The sequence below is a fragment of the Legionella quinlivanii genome (genome assembly GCF_003265995.1).
Classification (GTDB): domain Bacteria; phylum Pseudomonadota; class Gammaproteobacteria; order Legionellales; family Legionellaceae; genus Legionella_C; species Legionella_C quinlivanii_A.
The window spans coordinates 90,409-111,646 of record NZ_MVJN01000004.1 but is presented as its reverse complement, the minus strand read 5'-3'; the positions used below and the strand labels follow the sequence as shown (position 1 = coordinate 111,646).

Below are 21,238 nucleotides of genomic sequence, written 5' to 3'. Positions count from 1 at the left end.
TTTTATTTACCTGACGACCTAATTGGAATTTTAAATGTTGCAGATGAAAAGGACTTTTCTATACCTCGCATTGTTATCTTTTTCCATTAATTTTGGATTCACTTTCCAATTATCAAATTTGAGTGCGCTTTTTAAAATTTCGGGAGCAAACGATTTTATATTGCCTTTGCTCTGGTTAATTCCGCCATTAACCGGTGTTTTTATACAACCTTTGATTGGGTATATCAGCGATAAATCGGTAACTAAAATTGGACGAAGAAAGCCCTATATTCTGGTGTGGGGATTAGTCGGCGCTTTTTCATTTTGTTTATTGCCTTTGCAAAGCTCGCTATTTAATATTGTGCTATTTACTTTCTTTATCGACTGCAGTCTCAATGGCAGTGCAGAAGGACTTCGCGCCCTGACTGCGGATAGCTTTCAGGAAGATAAAACCCGTATGCAGGCATTTTCAGCTGAGGCTTTTTTTGCCGGACTTGGTGGTGTTTTAGGTGCTTTTCTACCGATTGCAGTGCATAAAATTATTGCTATTGAATCAAGTGATTTTGCGCTCCCATTGAATCTAAGTATCTCCTATGTTACTTGTGGAGTTTTATTCATAATTGTTGTGTTTTTCTTCCTTAGAAAAGTAGACGAAAAACCGGTAAATTTGCTTAAACTTGATTTTGGCCTGTTCTGTAAATTGCTAAGGGAGCTTGCAGTCAGTATTAAAGGCATACGCAAGGAAATCAAAAAAGCCGATTCCTTATTTTTGAAGTTATTAATAATTCACAGCATATCCTGGATGGGAGTTTTCATATTTTGGCTATATTTTAGCTTATGTATCGCTCAGGAAAATTATCATTTTCCCTATACCGGTTCGTCTAATGAAAATCTTCATTTAATGAAGGCTGCCAGCCTTGACAGCTCATTTTATTTTTCGCTCTATCAATACGTTAGTCTTATGTTTACTATGCTCGTTTTTATATTCTCAAAATATATAAGAGTCGAGACTTTGCATGGATTCGCATTATTTGGCGGCGGTATAGGCGTGGGTCTAATTGGTTTTGTAAGTTCTTCAACCAGCCTTATCTTTTCATCAATTTGTATTGGAATAATGTGGGGAAGTTTAATCTCTTTACCTTATGTGGTGTTGTCAAAATTTTTGCCCAGGGAAAGTATCGGTACCTATCTAGGTATCTTTAATATGAGTATTACTTTTCCTCAGATCATTTGTGCTTTGATATTACCTCCTGTCTACTTTTATTTTCTAAAGTCTCATGCTGCCTATGCTCTGTTATCAGGAGGAGTTTTAATCCTGATAAGCAGCGTCTTTTGGCTCAGATTATTTCATTTTCAGCCTGATCTGCGTCGTGCGCCAGCGTTGTTGAATAAACAGGAAGTCTGTCGCAACGCGGATTAAATGATGTTGATTCCGAAAAACGGCAGGCTGTAATAAATCCCGCTTAATATTAAAATAATGACTGCAATTAGCGTGATTGTTCTATTCATGTTTTATAAATCCTCGTTTGCAAATCTTTCGGCTTATGTGCCTGGTCCTCCCAGACGCCAGATGCCATCCCATTCAGAAACCGGTGAATTGAGAAATGCCTGGCAACGTTTTATATACACACTGGCCAATTGATCATCGGGATAGACTGGGGTAAGTGTTTCAAACAGATTAAGCGCATTTAACCATTCGCCTTGCTGATAATAGCTAAACGCTTTGGTGAATGTTGCTTTGTATTGGTCCAGATTCTGGATGTTGTCGTCAGTAATAAGTTCATAAATACGGGTACTTTCCTGCTTACCACGAACCGCAACCTCATCAAGCAGGCGAAAATTAAACTGATCGGCAACCTGTTTGAAAGTGCTTTCGCTGACAATGACCTGAGTATGATACAGTTTGTTCACGGCTTCAAGGCGGCTTGCAACGTTCACTGTGTCACCCAGGGCTGTATAACTGAGTCTTTCTTCAGAGCCGACATTGCCGACAATCGCCTCACCTGAATTGATTCCAATGCGAATATGGAACAGAGGAAAATTATTCTGCTGATTGAGCTGATTGGTAATCTTTAGGCGTTGAGCCATATCAATAGCTGTCTGGCAGGCATGCAAAGCATGCTCTGGGTCACTAAGAGGCGCATTCCACAGCGCCATAATGGCATCACCAATGTATTTATCCAGTATTCCCTCGTGCACGATAACGGCTTCGGTCATCGCCTGAAAATAATTGGATAGATACGTGATTAATTGTTCCGGACTTGATTGTTCTGTCAAATTTGTAAAACTTTTAATATCCGAAAACAGTACGGTGATTTCCTGGCGCTCACCGCCCATTTCTGCAATTTTTCCGCTTAGAATCAGTTGCTTTACTAGACTGCTCGGCACATAGCGCTGAAACGATAAAAGGCTGGATTGCATATGAGTAAGACTGGTATCCATATAATTAATTTCTTTGATCAGCGTCTTTATAGGCGGTCTTTGCTGTATGTCAAGACGGGCTATCTGCTGGGCTTCATTTGCAATCTGAATAATAGGTTTTGAAATCCGTTGTGAGAAAACGCGGGCAATGAGAATGCCCAGTAATAATACGCAGGCTGTCCATAACAAGGTATGAAGGCGCAGGGTTCTCAACGGAGCTAACACATCACTGGCCGGAACAATAATCGTGATGTACCAGGGTTTTGATTGATGCGATTCCATAATCGGTCGATGAATGAGGAAATACTCCTCGCCTTCATGCTTAAAAGAGCTCACTTCAAACAAGCCGGTCGTTTTATTTAAAATTGATGAAGGGATATCAAGTTTTTTCAAATGATAGGCGAGATGGTTTTTGTCTATAACAAGATCTTTCTTTTCATGAGGGATGCGATAAGCGATCACTTGTTTGCTATTATCAGTGACATAAATCAGTGAGTTTTGGGTGAGATTGAGCTGATTAATGAAAGTCTGGATCCCTTCGATGGACAAATCCATCGCGAAGACTCCAATAAATTTATCATTTTTGTTATAGACAGGTATTGCTGCAGTAACGCCATACACAGTACTTTTATAGTTACCAAAATTTACGAATTGATATACATTAGTCCAGGTGGGTTTTCTTATAGCCTCCGCTTCCAGATACCAGGGGCGCAGGCGCGGGTCATAGTCGTGAAGCGTTACTGTTTCAATCAGCTGGCCTTGTTCATTGTATTCATAGCGTTCTTTGATAGGGGGAACATTGGTGTTTAAAATATGATTTAAGCCAATGATATTTTTTTGCGTGCGGTCGACCCCATAGAAGTCGCCTTCTTTGGTTCCATAATAAATCATAAATAATTGCGGGGTATCACGAATTGATTCGAGGAGGTATTTGTCAAATTCTTTCGGATCGATAGGGTCAATAATCTTTTCTTTTAATAAATTTTTCATTTTTTGCAGATCCCGGTTCAAGGGATGCAAGTAATTATGAATGCGTTCATTCAGCAGTAGAGTCGTTTCAAGAATGAGATTTTTTTCGCTTGCACCAAGGATTTGATTTAAAGCGCGATAATTGATAAACATAATTGCAAAGCCGATTAACCCTAATAGCAGAACAAAGAGGGTAATGATGCTTAGGCGTATACTTACCATGAATCCTTTTAATTGCATGAACATTTCTCGATTTTTTCTCTCTAACAAAGTATATGAGTGTTTTTAAGGCTTTGCCTGCGATTTTAAATAGCAGGAAAGGCTTGGTCGTATTTTTGATTAACTTTTTTTCAGAGCTCTGTTAATATGCCATTGGATAAAAAAACCTGCTAAAGCGATAAATCGTTTTGCATTCGGAATCAAACACTTCAATTTCCGAAGCAGGGAATGACTCACAATGAATAATAATAATCGGAGCAAAATGTGGCTAAAAGCTCGCAAAAAATATGGTTTTTGCAACTCATTCGATCTGTGGGCTGTGTGCTGGTTATCTATACCCATTGGTTTGGTCTGATTTTAACCCCTAATGCCATTCATGAAATGATTTTCCAGGATCCCCTTCCTGATTATCCTCATGTTCAGCTCACTGAATATCTGGGCATCATCTTCAGCCATTTGGGGCTTAGTGATTTCAGAGCTGGCTTTTTTAGCCTGGGCTTATTTTTCCTGCTAAGTGGTTATATTATTCCCTTTTCATTGAGAAATTCGACACCCTTCACCTATCTTGTTCGTCGGCTATTTCGTATTTATCCAACTGCTATTGTCTGTCTGATTATCGCGGCCAGTACAATCACCATCGCAAATCATTATACGGGAAGCTCACTAATCCCTGACGTTTTTCAGCCCCGCATATTAATAGCGAACCTGCTGTTAATACGAGATGTTTTACATACGCATCATATTGAAAGGGCGCTATGGACGCTTGAAATTGAAATGCACTTCTATCTTTTATTTTTTATCTTTTTTTATTTTTCCATTGAAAAAAGAGTTGAAACATTTCTATTGTCCGCGGCGTTCATGCTTTTTGCCAGCCAGTTTTTTGTTTATTTCAGTGGATTTTTCCATGATGAAACACGCACTCTGGTCTTTGGGTTCGGTAACTTTCTTGCCATGAACAGCAGTTACATTACTTATATGTTTGTGGGTACCGCATTTTATTATACCTTGTCAAAGCAGTGGTCTGTTCTGACGGGAATTACCACAACCATTTTGATGATGTCGATTAATTATTTCTGCCTGAATACGGGAACTATTTTAAATGGCACTGGTAGTTTAATTTTTATTAATCATTGTTTCGGGATTGTCATGTTCCTGTTCCTGTATCGAATCAATGATCGAATTCCTTACAGCAAATACCTGAATCACTTCGCTGAAATTTCCTATCCTCTTTATTTATTACACGGATTTACTGGTTATACGATCTATTTCCTCATTTACCCGCTGACTCAGAATATTGCCTTGTCGGCGACCTTATCCCTTTCTCTGGTATTCATTCTGGCAAACCTGGTCCATTTCACAGTGGAAAAGCCAAGCATGACTTACTCCAGGAATTATCTGAAAGCCCGCGAGGGAAGAAGCAGGGCCTTGGCGGGGGATTTGCAGGCTACGGCGGATTAAGGAGCCTGCCTGTCTCGACAGTCACTTAACAATCACAGGACCCAGACTGTCGAGATCAAGCACCTCAACCGGAATGTCATCAAATTCATCAGTTTGCTTGACAGCTTGCAATTCCTCTTTAATTGATTTGAACATTCTGGAATCGTAATTCACTCCCTTGATTTTACTATAAGAAAAATTATTAACAAAAATATCTTTAAGAAAGTCGGTGAACTTGAGGACGGCAATCCCCAGGGATTCAATAACCGTTAATTCCTTTTGTTCTTTTCTATCAATTATCATTTGAGCAGCAGGACTAAACTCAACACCATGTCTCTCTAAATCACGTAAAAGCAAGATGTTGGTATGCTCAACTGCTGACAAACTTAAGTTGACTGTTTTCATTAACTCTCTGGCAATACCAGGTTTTTCCGAGATTAAATAACTGGTGACTGAACTGCGGTTGGCACGTATCGCTTCAAGCAGATAGCCGATTTTCTGTTCGTCTGTCAGTTCAGTTCCGGAGGAGTGAAGCTGTTCCATAAGAAGTCTTACTGATTGAACATCGCCGCTGCTAATCGCATGGCTCATGGGACTGGGATTTTTGGAACTGGAATATTTACTTTGTCCTAAAATTAATTGAGAAAGTTCTGAATCAACATTGTCAGGCATACTTTGTATAAATCGAACCAGCTCCTCAGGGTAAAATTGAGCTTCTAATTTCTCCTTTGCTTTTACAAAGTTTTTTTGCGCATTCTCCAGTGATACAGCTCTGTAATCCTCTATCAATTCGGCAAGTAGCGTCGCATTTTTACCGGCAGCAATAGCAGAAAGGAATACACCGGTAGGCATATATTCCTCGTAAAATGTTTTAAATTTTGTATCTGCTTTCAAAATTCCTATTATATCTTTTCTACCCAGGCTAAAGGCGTAGTCCCAGATAATGAGCCTCTGATTATCTTTGTCAATGTGCGCCAGTAAGGCTTCAAGGGTCGAGGTGTTGTTGGACTTTACCGCGGCCATGGCGGCTTCCACATAACCGTTCGCCCCACGTTGCTTCAGGTATTCAATAACTGATTTATCATTGTGCGCGGCAGCAGCAGGGAGTGTTTTAAAGAGTTGGCCGTCGCATTCGGCAACCAGGTTGGGATCGGGGAGATATTTTTGGTATAAACTTTCAACATGAGGAAATACTCTTTCTTCATTTTGTTTTTCAGGATGTCTCAGTATCTGTATTTCAAGCCCTAAATTGCCTTTGCTATAATGAAAAACATTAGAATAAAGTTCTTTGATTAAAGCAGTTTCATCAGCAAATTTTTTAAATCCACTGCTGTAGTTCGGATCGTAGACAATATAATTACCATTCGTTTTATGGATAGAAATGGCATGATTGATACTAGCGACAATCATCACCTCATCGTCTTTGAGTGCAATATCCTGTAAGGCTTGTATCCAGTTACTCTTTGAAGCGGCCATGCAAAAACTAAAAGAAGAACTTAGTGGAATTCCTTTAATTTTTAAAGCCTGCATCGCAGTGACCTGATGCAGCTTATTATCAAATTCGTGGGGGGCAAAGGCTAGAAGAGTCTGAAACGCAAAATTATTGATGTCCTCGTCGGTGATATTGTTATCCCGTTTTCCTTCTGAAATATACTTCAGTATGTTTTCAAATTCCTGATTTCGTCCTTCAAGCACATATTTTGCATGAACGATGGCGAGCCCGTTACAAATCCCATTGCGATTCATTTCAAAGGGGAAATTATTGGCTTTTAAATATTTGTTTAAAACATTAATAATTCGTCCCTGATTAACATCGGTACTCATAAAGGCTACCTCACCTGTATTACGCTGTATTTTTTACTATTGTAATCAATTAAGATTAAGAGAGGATTAACCAGGCTTTATTCAGAGTTGCTTGCCAGGATTTATTTACCTAAGTGCCCGGCTGCTGCACTTTATGCGCGATACCTAAAGAGGTAAATTAAACTGCCATCCCCCGTGTAGGTATTGTTGCGTAGGTGCACAAAGAACCGTCTTTGCGAGCGTTAGCGAAGCAATCCAGATCCTCACTTTATTCAGGCTTCGATCTGGATTGCTTCACTTTGTTCGCAAAGACGACAGGTTAGTTACTTGATTCTATTTACGCAACAATTCCTTCCCGAGAATGACACAATTTCCGTAACCTAAGCGCAGCTCAGAGAGAACAGGAGCGAATCACATCGGTTTAGTCGTCTTCAAACCCGATATTGGTATATCCATATGGTAAATATAATGTTCAATAATTTGTCTTGCCTGCTCGCTGGTTAAGGGTTTAGTGATAGCCCCTTCCATGAAATAATCATTGCAATCAATTTTAACCACATCGGCCTCATAACCGGTTAAAGCAATGATTGGTACGCGGAAACCGCTTCCATCTTCCATCTGGCGGAATTTCTTGGAAACAATATATCCCGAACCATCTTCCAGGCCAATATCCATAAATACCAGGTCATATTTTCCAGGTTTAAATAAACTGGTTGCTTTCTCTCCGGAATCAGCGACATCCACCTGACAGTCGAGCTGCATTAACAGGGCCTGCACAGCTTTTTGAGCGATGGCATTATCCTCAATCATTAATACTTTGGGAGGATTTTTAGGGTCGCGAAACACGAGCGGATGGGATTGCTCTGTATCGGAAACATGGGCTTTAAGCCGTTCTTTGAGCTTGCCCAGTTCTTCTTCCATTTGCTTTCTTTCAGTCATATCTACCAGAATAACCACCATGCCGGTTATTTGTTTGTGCTCATTAAACAAGGGGATACGGGAAGAATGATAATAGACAATCTTTTCACTGGCATCGATTACAGGGGCTTCTTTTACGTTAATCAGTGGTTTTGCTTCAAGCAGTGCATTAATATCATCTTGTTTGAGCTTCTGAATTCTTGCTTCGGAAAAATGACTTTTTTCTACGAGCTGTGAGTAAACAGTTCCTGGCAAGTCTTCCAGTTTTTCCAATTGTAAAAGATCAAGAAAATTCTGATTACAATCGACAATCATACAATTTTTGTCTAATACGTATACCAGATTAGGCATGTAATTGATTATGCTGTGATAATAATGATGCAAAGACTCTAGGTTATTTAATTCTTCATTGGTTGCATCAGTCATTCTTAACCCTCCTCTTAAGGTTCACCAAAAGTATAGACCATTTGCTGCTATATTTTTGAGTAAAATGGACTGTTTTTACAAAGGTGAACATGGATAAATATACGGACCGCTGTCAGGCAGGAAGACTGCTGGCTACATACCTTGAAAAATACAAAAACAGCGATGGAATTGTGCTTGGATTACCGCGCGGAGGAGTTCCTGTAGCCTGTGAGGTAGCTAAAAAACTTCACCTGCCGCTGGATGTGCTAATTGTAAGAAAGCTGGGGTTGCCAGGTTACAAAGAGCTGGCAATGGGTGCAATTGCCTCCGGAGGTACTGTCTTCTTTAACGAGGAATTGATTAAAAATCATAATGTATCCGCACAAGCTATTGAAGCAGTTATCAAAGCAGAAACGCATGAGCTTTTGCGGCGGGAAGCGGTCTACCGCGGCAAGCGGCCATATCCTGTTCTGACTGGAAAAAAAGTTATCTTGATCGATGATGGTATTGCCACTGGCGCCACACTCAAAGCGGCCGTGGAGGCAATCAAAAAACAGAATCCCTCCTCGATCACCATTGCTGTTCCGGTTGCCGATCCTATGGTGTGTAAAGAACTTGAAAAACTCGTTGATGAAGTGGTTTGCCCGCTTATGCCTCCTGATATTCAGGCAGTAGGGCTTTGGTACGATGATTTCCGACAAACCAGTGATCAAGAAGTACTCAGTTTTCTAAAGCCTATTTTTTAATCAAAACCTCTTTACAGTTTTGTAAAAAAACTTGACTTTTCGGATGCAATTGTTGTTAAATATCTGAACAAACTACTCAGGAGGCAATGATGCGATTGCTAAAATTATTTCAAATACTGAACAACATTGAGCAAAACAGATACTCAACATCCCAACCACAAGAGGTCAATCTGGCCGAAGAACAACGGCCTGAGATACTACTAATTACCTGTGTCGACTCTCGAGTGGTTCCGGAATTAATATTCAATGCCGGACCTGGCAAGATATTCCCAGTAAGAAATATTGCAAATCTCGTACCGGCTGATCCAGCTAAAAGCGCCGCGTCAGGTATAGAGTATCCCCTGGCCACAATGGATAGTATTCAACATGTCATTATTTTAGGGCATTCCAATTGTGGGGGTATGAAAGGTCTTACCAATCCAGGAATAAAAGATAAGGTGCCTTCAACTGCGTCCTGGTTGAAGAAACACGCAGCGGGCGTCATTCCCAGAGTTTCTGCAATGCCTGGTTATTCAGATCTTTCTGAGCGGGAAAAACTGGATCTGATTATTCAAACCAATGTCGAAATGCAAATGGAGAAATTGTTGGAGTATCCTCTGATTAAAGCAAAGCAAAAAGAGGGGGTCACTGTTCATGGCTGGGTTATGGATGTTGGGGATCAGGTAATTTCTCAGGCTTATGATATGGAGTCGAAGCAATTTTTAAGCCGCGACGATGCCGAAGAAAAGATATTAAATCAAATTGCCAGACAGGCGCTGGAAAGGGTGACCCTTGAGTATATAAGGACAGCAGTTGGCAGTGCCGACGCAGGTGAGGATATCAAATCACTGATGGAAAAACTCAAACAATTAAAAATCAATGTGGAGCCGATTTGGAAAGAAATTGAGAGCAGTTTTAAACGGTATTTAATGTCACATTTGCATGAATTATATAATGGAAATGAGCCTGTTTTACTCAAATTAATCGAATCAGTTCCGCAAATGAAATTAGCGAATTTACAGGCGATGCAACAGGAAGTAACAAACTCTGTTCCTTATCAGAACTATTGCGCAGGCCTGGTTCGTCAAGGGGGATTTCTGAGTGAACATCGCGCAGCCTATGCCAGTGTTTCTATGGCCACGGATGTAGTCACTGCGAACACAGGTTCAGTTGCTAGGCTCTAAGCACTAGAAAATACGCGGCAATATAATTCGGTAATTTCTCAGTTTTACGAAAAAACTCTTCTCGGCTGGAAAAACTTCCAGCCAGATAATCAACCTGATATAAATTATTGGCAAAAGCACCTCCGGTATCAGCCAGAATACCCATGCGGGTAATCGATTGTTTTTGTGCATTCGAGTATTGAATCAGAAGGAGTTTTCCCAAGCCAAATTGCTGCAGATCGCCGGCGAATGTCACCTCAGTATTAACTGTAATCTTATGATCCGCGTCTTTTCCATACCCTTTAATGCCTTCGACTTCTCTGAAATACCAGAAACGCTCCTGTGCATAGGGCTTCTTATTGCGATCATAGGCAATATTATTGCAGCGATGGACATTGAATATTTTTTGCTGGCCATTGGGAAAGGAGGCTACCAGTGTTCCTTCCATTAAAGCTTCTTCAAGATCCGCGCGGCTTAAATAGGCCAATACCGGCACCTTTTTTTGCTTGAGCGCTCCTTTAAGAATCGCTTGTTTCCCATAGAGAAAACGGGTTAATTCCTTGTGCTGATTAGCTTCCTCAATAGTCAGCTGATGTTCATCATTCGGCAATCCATACAGGGCATAGGGATGTTCTCGAGTTGCCTTTTCGCTGACATTCGCCTGGTGCACAAAATATTTAGTCATTAAAACAGAATCTTTGGGCAAATTTTTCAACAAAGGCTTGCCGGAAGTGAACTTCTGAGCCTGAGTTATGTCTGGATACCAGCGGATAAATTCAAAATTTGCCCTGATAAACGAAGGATCACTCATTTGCTTTTGATGCTGACAAATAAAAGCGAGCGTTTTTTTCACTCTTTCCAGAGAAACAGGCACTATTTTCCCGCCATGAATGACTTGCGGATCATAGCCTGGCCCTTTATTCAGATAAGCTAAAGTTTCTTTAGCGGTCGAGCATAGCGCTTGAGTATTGATTTCATAGACGCTTTGCAACTGTGGTTGCATGGGTTTAAATTGAGGGGCCGCTGCCAGAGTAAAACTAAGTAATAAGAAGGGCAATAAGCGTCGCAGCATTTTATAATCGCATAGATAAAATAATGCTTTTAGCAGAAAAACCTTTGAGTAACAATGGAAAATTTGTAATCCAGGTCCGGAGTTGTTAACTTCTGCGGCCAGGATAGATTATTTTAAATACTTTGGACTTTACCATGCAAAAAATTATTTTTATCACAGGTTGCTCAACGGGCATTGGTTATGAAGCAGCCTGTGCTTTGCATCAAAAACAATATCGGGTTATTGCTTCCTGTCGAAAAAAGGAGGATTTAACCCGCCTGGAGGAGCAGGGAATTGAAGCCTTGCAAATGGATATGAACGATAATGTCTCGATTCATCAGGGCTTTGAGCTGCTAATGCAAAAGACCAATGGCCAACTGGATGTATTAATCAACAATGCCGGCTATGGACAGACCGGCGCTTTGGAAGATATAGAACGCAATACCCTGCGTGAGCAATTTGAAACTAATGTGTTTGGCTTAATGGAGCTGACCAGGCTGGTCATACCAGTAATGCGCAGGCAAAAAGCAGGCAGAATAATCAATATGAGTTCCATTTTGGGGCTGATCAGTATGCCTTTTCGGGGAGCGTATAATGCATCAAAATATGCAGTAGAGGGTCTGAGCGACACGCTAAGACTAGAACTTCAGAGTTCCGGCATTAAGGTTATCACTATAGAGCCCGGCCCAATTGAAAGCCGTTTCAGGGACAATGCAATCAGTTACTCGTTGACAAAGATTAATCAGAAAGACAGCCATTTTTCCAGACAGTATGATTTTATGCTGAATCATTTTCGCGAGCAAAAATCGAAATCAACGTTTACCTGCGGGCCTGATGCAGTGATTAAAAAAATCATTCATGCAATCGAGGCAAAAAATCCCAAGCCTCAATATCGAGTTACCTTTCCTGCCCATTTTCTTGCCTTTCTAAAACGTATATTAAGTGTTCGCATGCTGGATCGTTTTATTGGGTTTATTTCGAGAAAGGAGTTGGGAGAGTAGAGTTAGCACTGGATCCCATGTGCAAGTGTTCCAATTGTGCCATTAAGCTAAGTTCAAATGGATATTAAACTGTCTTCCCCGCGAAGGCGGGGAACTTCCAATTAGCCTTAAGTTTTCCTTGACTCCAGTAGATCAATTGTGTAAATAGCCCCCTCGCCCGCGGAAGAAATTTGATCAAAATACTTATGTTTCTCGCGGGAGAGGGTTGGGGAGAGGGTAAAAAACCGGTTTCAGCTGGAATAAAATCCACATACATTGCAAGAAAATTAATATAGATAGGAACTATTCGAAAGTGTTCTAACAATGATTGGAGTTATTCCCTCTCCCCCAACCCTCTCCCGCGCTTACCACCTGGATTTTAATCACTTTTCTTGCGCGGGCGGGGGGGCGCTACATCATACATTCTTAATGTCAAGAAAAGCTTAAGGCTAATTGGAAGGGCGGCTATCCATCTCTGAGCGAGCTATAATGCCAATTGAGGAATGGATTTCCGCCTTCGCGGGAAGGACAAAGTTCCTTAACAATTGAACTTCTGGAGTCAAGGAAAAATTAAGGATAATAATAAGAGCAAGTCGCATTACGTATGGGAAGCTGTTGTGGTACCTCGGGACAGCAAGGATGGAACTTACGTCGGCTAATACTCCCTTAAGAATAACTTGCGATAATCGCCCGAAGATGTGTGAAATCAGGGCGAATTAAATGGTTAAAGAGGTTAAAAAAAGATTATCCTCCGATGAGCTGAATTCGATTATCGGAAATACACTTCCTGATGCTCAGAAACGAGCAGTATTTCAAGCGGCTTCTCATTATTTTCTCGATAAAGACGAAGTAAGAATAACGCTTGATTTTTTTAATTTAATTAATCAGATTATTCCCAATGTGGCTGAAAGCGATTTAATTAATCAAGGCGATATCCAGCGAAAGGCCATTTTATTTGTTGAAGAGGCGAAAGCTGCTGATTATCCGGCTGTATTGAATATACTGAAACAACACTCTGTCCAGTTATGCTTAAAGCCCCGATTGCTTTTTTCAATCCTGCAAAAAGCCGCCAGTTTTCCCAGCGAATTTGATTTTAAATTAATGGACTACTATTTAGGACATTGGGCGAATAGCGGGCTGCAGTTTTCTGAGTTATATGAACAATTCAGGGAACTTGATAAAGCCTGGTTGTCAGAAAATAGTGGATGGATATTCAGTTTTATTCAGCATATGGTCGATAGGAAAGCCTTCGCTCCGGAAGAGATATATCGTTTACTTGCCAGATACAATGATTTGCTCTCCCAGGAAAATGGGCAAGAACAGGCAAAGCAAATACTGTTTTTATTGCAATCGAGCTTTAAAACCAATCATAAAAGTGTTGAATATATCCTGTGGTCGAATATTGCTGATTATTTTACGCGAATCAATCCCGCTCTTCACGACAAGGCAGCCGCCGTAGTGGCCAATTTTATTCAATTGATTTCAGATACCAGGGGAAACCCGGGACTGTGCTTTGAAGGTTTAATAAAACAGGATGTATTTAATTTCTCAAATCAGGAAATAAGGGAATTTCGCATCTTGCTTATGAATGCGCTGACACAGAGAATATTCCATACCCAGGAGCTTAAATCAGAGCTTCTTTTTTTCTGGAATGAGTCACGAAACGACTGCCTGTTAAAAGATTGCTTCGCAGCTTATGCCTGCGGCGTTGAAACCGCTCTGCAATCCCCCTCAATTCCAGAAGCTTCTCAAAAGCAAGTACTGCTTTCTATAGCCCGCGAGTTGCAATCGATAGGAGAAAAAAATCCTGCAATTAGCGAAAATTCCCATCGACTCAAAGAGCTTCATGGCCATCTGCAACAGGCAATTAAAGGCTATGAAGCCAGATGGTTTAAATCGGATGCGCGAACTCATCAAGTAAGCAAGCTAAAGGCGAATGTTGATTCCTGTTTTAAAGGCTATACTGACAGCTCCCATTATTCCGCAGTATTGAAACTTATTCGCGATGCCAAGAAAAAAGCAATGGCTGATGATGAGCTGATTAATACTTCGGGAAGCCGATGGTATGGGCTATTCAAGCACAATGGCAAGGGATATAGCCGTTATTACCAGACTTTAAATCAAATGCACGATATGGTTTTGGCCGCCTGGGGAAGTGATAATCAGGCAATTAACGAGCTGAATCAGTATTACCATTACATTGAAGAAGATATTACAGAAACTATAAAATTAGTAAGTGCTTCGATTAAATATTGGCTTGAAAATGATAAAACATATCAGGCTTTTAAAGCGGACAATAGTAAGCGCTCTTTTTTCTATAGCGAGAATCGTTACATGCAGCTTAGTGCTTGTGACGAATTTGCAGACGAATATCAATCGGGTAGTATAAAAGGCGTCTCGGAAGCGCTGCTCAAAATTGAAAAAGCACTGCCGCCGTATATTAAAAATTTAGTCAATGAGTTAAAGCAGTCTCTGGATGTTTATCAAAGAGACGAGCCGAATTATCAGCTCAATGGCTTTAATCCGGATCACTCGTTTTAGCAGGTTAGTCACTCGTCCAGAGGTTTCAGATTTTCAAGAGCGGTTGGAATCAATTCCGACACAGTGGGATGTATATGAACGGCGTCACGAATTAAAGTATAGGGCTTATCCGCATACATTACATCCAGAATGGAATGTATGATTTCATCCCCATTCACTCCCAAAATCGCGGCCCCCAGAATTTTGTTGCTTTCGGAATCAACAATCACTTTGATGAATCCGGTCGGCTCGCCTTTAATCATTGCTCTTTTAACCTGGGTCATAGGGCGCTTGGCCACCAGTGCTTTATAACCGGCTTTTCTGACTTGCTCCTCAGTCATACCACAACGTCCCAGAGGCGGGTCGATATATAAGGCATAGGTCATAATCCGATCATCGACACTGCGTTTACTGCCATTTAGAAGATTATCGGCAGCTATCTGATAATCATTGTAAGCGGTGTGGGTGAATGCGCCTCGTCCATTGCATTCGCCCAAAGCCCATACACCGCGAACGGAGGTTGCCAAAAACTCATCGACCTCAATGATTCCATGAGCATTGCGTTTGATATCGGTATTTTCAATTCCTAAATCTTCTGTGTTCGGAATTCTGCCAATAGCCATTAACACATGGCTTCCCCGATACAATTTACTATCGTGTTTACAGCCAACCTGAGCAATTACCTCATCGCCTTCACGGTAAAATGACAGGCATTCTGTTCCTAACTCAACTTGAATACCGGATTCGCGCATGACAGACAAAACTGTTTCTGAAACATCTGGATCTTCACGGCCGATCAGTCGATCGGCTTTTTCGATCACCGTTACCTGAGAGCCGAAGCGCCTGAATACCTGGGCAAACTCAAGACCGATGTAACTGCCGCCCACCACGATTAAATGCTCGGGAACGGTATCGAGCTCGAGAATAGAGGAATTGGTAAAATAGTCGATGCTGTCAATTCCTTTCATGGGAGGAACAAAGGCACGAGCTCCCACGTTAATGAATATATGATCAGCAGATAAATTTCGGTCATTGACGCTGACAGTATGATTATCTATAAATTTTCCCTGACCATAAAATACAGTGATATTAGGAGTATTTTTTAACCAGTTTTCAACGCCGAGTGAGGCTTTCTGGATAAAGGCGTCTTTTCGGGCCTTAACCTTCTTCATATCCGTGCGGATGCTGCCGCTTATTTCAATTCCAAACTCATTCGCTATCTCGGCGTGATGTGCTATTTCTGCGCTGGCTACATAGAGTTTGGTGGGAATACAACCGGTATTTACGCAACTTCCTCCAAATTTATTGCGCTCGAGTATAGCAACCCTCCAACCTTCATTGGCCAAACGCACCGCCAATGAAGGACCTGCTTGTCCTGTGCCTATGATAATGGCATCAAACTGTTCAGCCATGATGATCTCCCCTGTTCCTTTTAAACTTAGCACAGGTTCTAAACCAGGTTCGCATCTTTGACATCTAGTAGAAAAATCTTTTTGTCGGTATCGCTGCTAAGCGAAACCCGAATGGAATGATTTTTCATTAATTTTTTACAGATATCATAGGCGTCGTTCTTGTTTTTGGATTTTTGCAGTCTGAGCCAGGTATACAGGGTCAAAAATGAGCCATCACTATGGTTTTCGTAAAATGCATTGTGCGAAATAATCCCTGATTTATCTTTGATATCAGCAGGCATCAGATAACCATAGCCGGTTGTAAACACAAACAGATTTTTTGTGCTGCGCTCCGCTTCAGCAGGGATATCATCTTCTTTAAATGTCCACACATCTTTGACATCCTCATAGGACACTAATTGCAGCCAGGTATCGTCAATGGATGGGAAAAGATTATAAATGGAGATACCGCTGATGGCCTGTAACTGAGTGGGTAAATCCACTGTAATCCATTTAACCAGTTCGACTTCTTTTTCCAATTGATCCAGTGAAGGAGGAACTCGATAGATGCCGAAACCATAGCCCCAGAAAGTCCATAAATATCCATTAGCTTCTTTATAGGTTTCTTTCTGCTCTGCACTTAATGAAGACTCCTTGGCCGGGATGCCTTCTCCGCCATTATCGGTTTTGGATGACAGCCAGCCGCGGTTAACAAATTCAACGCCAATGCTGGTTGGATTCATTGCCGAGCTGTGATTTTCATGTTCTACCAGATCGTTGAATTGTAAAATAGTCGCATCTCGCCTGACCGCCATGTGTGAGGTTTCATTGACCGAGTCGTCAAATCCATCGCCGGTATCCGCAGCGGATTCATGAAGTACCAGATGCCTGATACTGAAGGGATCACGGTAAGCGTTTTTACGGCGATTGTGAACGACAGAGCTATCTGTTTTCCAGTCTTTATAATTTTTAATTCCGGAAATACCGCTGTTAAATTCGATTGTGTTAATGACGATGGCAGTACTGCTGGAAGGGTTATACTCATTCAGATTCTTAACAATATCGGCTTCTGTGGGATCATTCCCTTCGCTGGGTGTAGCAATTTTATCAATAAAATGAACCACCTGAGTGGAGGGGACCAGCGGACTGTCGGTTACCAGTTCATTGAAGCTATTGGAAAACTCCTCAAAACTCTGAGTCAGCTTTTTACCTTGTGCGGGATCAATGAGTTCGAGGGTTTTCTTATCATTACTTATGCCAGTAATAATACGGGCGTGCGCTGAGAATCCCTTGCCCTCATCTGCATCCGTGGTAACCCAGAGCGGGCCATATTCAATCAGCCAGGCATGATAATTTTCAGCGGTGTAGGGAGCAACTGGCTCGCCTTTCATTTTCAGGGCGGTGATGAAATCCTGTTTTTCGGTATAAGGCAAGCCCTGTTTCTGATTATAATAATTCAGATATTGAGGCCCTGCTTTGGTCATTACCTGCTCGACGGTATAATTGGTGCCGTCTTTCCAGCGCATCATCATCGTGGCCACAGTAGCCCAACAGGTATTGGCGCTTTCCTGTTTAATCGGAGTAATCCCTCCCTTGCCGATTTTAGTTTCAATGGCAGGGCCTGATCCGGCTTCATCATTAAATTTAGTGTTAATCTTAGTGCCATCGGGCTTGGTAACCGCCACTTCACCACTTTTACTTTTACTGACTTTATCAAGGTTTTTATTAATACCTTCCTGAAGTTTATCAGCATTTTCATCTTTTGCCGGTGTATCCGATTTAGCGCCTGCACCTAAATAAGCATTGAGCGCTTTTTCGGTCAGTTCAGTTTTTTGTTTGGCATCTAAATTCGGATTACTGTTAATCGCTTTAATCGCGTTATCCAGACGGCGCTCCATAATTTTTTGCATTTCAAGTTTGGCCGCTTCCTGACCAAATGTTTTGGTCGCATCAAACGATGCTTTAAGCGCTTCCAGAGCATTGGTTTGATTTTGGCTTAAGCCGGTTATATCGCGGAAGGAATCACCTTTTCCAAGAAGTGATAAGGTGCCGGCGATACCTGTTGGATCAGGCACATTGGGAGCATTTTGAATATTGACCACCGGATTCGCCAATGGAACAGGCTGTAAATTACCCGGATCCTCTCTGCGGCTTTCGGTATTGATTGGGCTAATCGCTGTCGGACTATCCGGAATGGGAGATTCTTCCCAGCGCCAGAATCGGCTTTCATCCTTTTCCTCACAGGAGTTACAACGCCCCATCATGGCTTCCGCATAAACCCCCTTGGTCGGAACACTGATGGAAATAGGATCGGTGGCTGAAACCATATAATAATCAAAGAGCGAATCAGACAAGCCAAAATTGGGATCAAGATTTAAACCCTGAGCCACTGGAAATACCAGGCTGTTGCCGACAATACCGATTAACTCGTTTTCAACCAGGGAGGCAAGACTTCGACCCTGACCTTTTTCGCCGGGTAAAATAATGCCATCAAGCAGCATGAACCGTCTTTCCGGCGACATATGGTACCAAAGTGCTTTATGGTAATACTCAAGATGATCATTCAAATGGCTTAGCAGTGAGTTTAAGACCGCCAAATCATCTTTGCGCGGATCACGTAATTCATCAGCGCCTGGACCCGCGTAAAGAGTCGCGCCATCACTGGGTGATAAATCATCCTGAATACTTTGATAGCGGCAGAGAAAGCCTTCATAATGCGCTGTTTTATAGCGAATAAATCCTGAAACAATAATTATTGATGAATAATCAGGTAATACATTGGTCGTACCGCAGCGAATTTTAAGGTAGTGCAATTTGTCACGGCTAAACTGTGAAGGGCCCATGAATCGGATGGTAATATTGAGAATACCTTCCTTGCGGTAACGGGAAGTCAGGCTGCTATCGAAAGCCATCGAAGCGATTTCATTGCCGGTTTCATCGGCGACATGGAAGGTCAGGGCGCTTACGAAGGCGGTGGCAATCTTTTCTCCCAGTACCCGATGGAACACTTCATCCTTATTGCGGGCATTTTTTAAGTAATGCTCGTAAAAGCCTTGTGGTGTGTCAGCTCCCATGAAGGGAATGAGACTTTGCCAGTTCCCCTCGTTAATATCTTCAACCATCTTTTTCTGATAGCCGATAATGCCGGTCGGCCCATAAATCGGCTTGGAATAATCATCCGTTTCCACCAGTTTGTCTTCTGGGCGACGGATAATAAATCGAATTTGAAAGCTGCCGGATGCATTGATTATTTTTTCGGAAGCGAAGGTGCCGGAGGGAAAATTGCTGTCTATCCATTTGTTTTTCACCCTCGTTGCCGCTTCAAATCCTTTGGCAAGCGTTGGATTCATTAAAGCAAGGGCCAAATGCTCTTTCCAGCGCAGTACTTTATCCAAATCAAAACTGGTCATGGGTAAGGGTACAAACAGACATTCTCTGGCATCAGCAAGGCGTTGTCTGACTTTAAAGTGACGCAGTACTTCAAAATATTGAATTGTGATGGCATGGCAGTGATTGTAGTTGGCAACTGTTTCTGAAGAGACTTCAAAACGTTCCCCCTGAGAAACGGTTTGGATAACGGAAGACCGCTGGCTGCGTACGGCATTTGCAGATTGTACAATTCGATCTCTGATTTTCTGCAGATCGCTGGCTGATGTCTGTCTCAGGCTATCCTGTGAGGCATTCGAGCTTGAGTAACCAGCCCCTCCGGATACGCCAAACAGAAGGCCGCCCACAAAGCCGCCAATACCTGCGCTGGCGCTGGCTGTTGTGGCGCTGGAGTTGCCTCTGACATTTTCCTGAATTACTCCTTTGGTGATTTCAAAAATATCACGATCGCGTCCCAGCGAATTATAGAGGCTTTCTTCATATTCAATCGATTGGACATTGGAGGCTGACTCCCGACGTTCCCAGTCAAACACCACAATCTGTTTCTTTTGGCCAGGAGCCAGAGGCAGGCTGTATAAGAGGTCGCCGAGTGAATAACCATCAGCAATCCATTCTGATTTAAAATTAAGTAGATGGCCATGTGCGACTGAAACCGATTGATAAAGTGTCGCATCCACATCCCAGTGAACGGTATTGTTAGCATCCAGAATAACCCTGCCCAAAGGCTGGGGGGGAATAGGGGCTATTTGTTTTTTAAATTGCAAGGCTTCATTCAATTCAATCAGGGAAACGATGTTATCCTTGTTTAAACCGTCTTCATTTTTTAGAAAATTGTGCAGCACATTGCGGCTGATTTTTATTTTCTTCAGTGATTCCGCCATTTCATTGCTGGGTGCTGGATTGACTGTTCCTGGATTGGCTCGTGATATACTCATTTCTGAGGGGGTAAAGCCGCCACGCATGGCTAAATGATTAAATGCGGGCAGTTTGAGAATAGGATCAATAATTTCCCAGATCTTTATTGGATGTTTATTCAATACTTCTTCCAGTGTAATCTCATCGTCTTCCTCGAGAATAAAACCACGAATTTCTGGCTCAGTAGTGCGGATTAAACTGAAAAAAGAATATTCCTCCAGAACGCGTTTATTGTTCTGCATATCGATTTCCTGGCAACCGCAGTCTTTTTCAGTTACTTCTTCGATATCTTCAAGTTCGGCAACCAGGATTACATGCCGTGGAAATTCCAGCAAAGAGGCCTCGCCATCAACCAATACTTTATCAAGATGTATGGGAATGGGATTTTCTTTCACGTTTAAACCAATTCTTGCTGCCGCATAGGAAAAATTACCTTCAGGATATTCAATAAAAAAATAACCGCCTGCTTCAGTTCTAACTGTGGCTATTGCTTCAATAGGGCTGTCATTTTCTCTGGATGCTTCGAAAATAATCTGAATATCCTCCATATTTTTTCGCCCTAGTTTTTCCAGAAGACGCCCATAAACAAATAAAGGTTTTCTTTCCGGGATAATTGCACTTGGCTCAGGAAAATTAGCAGGATTGTAATCAAAGTCCAGAGTGACAGGCCTTTCTTCACGAAGCTCAGTAGCCGGGATAGAGTTCTGCGCCAGGATATTCCCTGATTTTGAAAATAGCATCAAAAATATATCTCTATCCATTACCAAATCATTGGTAAATTTAAGAGATAACTCTGCCGAAGAGGATGGGTAATATTTTTCAGTCTTTGGTAAAAAATTACCGGATTCTGCTTTGATAAAATAGGATGACTGTAAAATAAGATCCTGCCAAGGAATTTCGTTGGCATTTGATTTCAATTGAAGTGTAATTTTCATGTTAATTTCAGCGTGCTGCA

12 protein-coding genes are annotated in these 21,238 nt (G+C 41.7%); 6 read left to right on the top strand and 6 right to left on the bottom strand.

Going from position 1 to position 21,238, the window contains the following annotated elements:
* Positions 1-34 precede the first annotated feature (34 nt).
* Positions 35-1,399, top strand: a complete 1,365-nt coding sequence (locus B1207_RS06065) for an MFS transporter (protein WP_112219106.1) — start codon at positions 35-37, stop codon at positions 1,397-1,399.
* 122 nt (positions 1,400-1,521) lie between these two features.
* Here the strand turns inward: B1207_RS06065 and B1207_RS06060 are convergent, their stop codons facing one another.
* Positions 1,522-3,591: an adenylate/guanylate cyclase domain-containing protein gene (locus tag B1207_RS06060; protein WP_253255792.1), complete on the bottom strand. Its 2,070-nt coding sequence runs from the start codon at positions 3,589-3,591 to the stop codon at positions 1,522-1,524.
* A 261-nt stretch (positions 3,592-3,852) separates the two neighbouring features.
* Between B1207_RS06060 and B1207_RS06055 the strand changes: the two genes are divergently transcribed.
* Positions 3,853-5,046 (top strand): acyltransferase family protein, encoded by a 1,194-nt coding sequence (locus B1207_RS06055; protein ID WP_112219104.1) that lies wholly within the window; start codon positions 3,853-3,855, stop codon positions 5,044-5,046.
* 21 nt (positions 5,047-5,067) lie between these two features.
* Here B1207_RS06055 and B1207_RS06050 read toward each other — a convergent pair whose 3' ends face one another.
* A complete protein-coding gene (locus B1207_RS06050) occupies positions 5,068-6,849 on the bottom strand; it encodes a YopT-type cysteine protease domain-containing protein (protein ID WP_112219103.1) in 1,782 nt (593 codons plus the stop codon).
* 390 nt (positions 6,850-7,239) lie between these two features.
* Entirely contained in the window at positions 7,240-8,172 is a 933-nt protein-coding gene (locus B1207_RS06045) for a response regulator (RefSeq protein ID WP_112219102.1), read from the bottom strand.
* 89 nt (positions 8,173-8,261) lie between these two features.
* Between B1207_RS06045 and B1207_RS06040 the strand changes: the two genes are divergently transcribed.
* Both B1207_RS06040 and B1207_RS06035 read left to right on the top strand, forming a co-directional pair.
* Complete coding sequence (locus B1207_RS06040; RefSeq protein ID WP_112219101.1) at positions 8,262-8,897, top strand: phosphoribosyltransferase; 636 nt, start codon at positions 8,262-8,264, stop codon at positions 8,895-8,897.
* 86 nt (positions 8,898-8,983) lie between these two features.
* Complete coding sequence (locus B1207_RS06035) at positions 8,984-10,060, top strand: carbonic anhydrase (RefSeq protein ID WP_112219100.1); 1,077 nt, start codon at positions 8,984-8,986, stop codon at positions 10,058-10,060.
* Here the strand turns inward: B1207_RS06035 and B1207_RS06030 are convergent.
* Positions 10,050-11,111 carry a hypothetical protein gene (locus B1207_RS06030; protein WP_112219099.1) on the bottom strand — a complete coding sequence of 354 codons (1,062 nt, stop codon included), beginning with the start codon at positions 11,109-11,111 and terminating at the stop codon, positions 10,050-10,052. The genes B1207_RS06035 and B1207_RS06030 overlap by 11 nt on opposite strands.
* 134 nt (positions 11,112-11,245) lie before the next feature.
* Here B1207_RS06030 and B1207_RS06025 point away from each other — a divergent pair, with 134 nt between their 5' ends.
* Positions 11,246-12,091, top strand: coding sequence for an SDR family NAD(P)-dependent oxidoreductase (locus tag B1207_RS06025; protein WP_112219098.1), 846 nt, complete (start codon positions 11,246-11,248; stop codon positions 12,089-12,091).
* A gap of 699 nt (positions 12,092-12,790) precedes the next feature.
* Positions 12,791-14,611 (top strand): hypothetical protein, encoded by a 1,821-nt coding sequence (locus B1207_RS06020; protein ID WP_112219097.1) that lies wholly within the window; start codon positions 12,791-12,793, stop codon positions 14,609-14,611.
* Between the two features lie 8 nt (positions 14,612-14,619).
* On the opposite strand, the gene B1207_RS06015 is transcribed toward B1207_RS06020, so the two are convergent.
* Complete coding sequence (locus tag B1207_RS06015; RefSeq protein ID WP_112219096.1) at positions 14,620-16,002, bottom strand: FAD-containing oxidoreductase; 1,383 nt, start codon at positions 16,000-16,002, stop codon at positions 14,620-14,622.
* A gap of 38 nt (positions 16,003-16,040) precedes the next feature.
* Positions 16,041-21,218 (bottom strand): papain-like cysteine protease family protein, encoded by a 5,178-nt coding sequence (locus B1207_RS06010; RefSeq protein WP_112219095.1) that lies wholly within the window; start codon positions 21,216-21,218, stop codon positions 16,041-16,043.
* Positions 21,219-21,238: the final 20 nt, after the last annotated feature.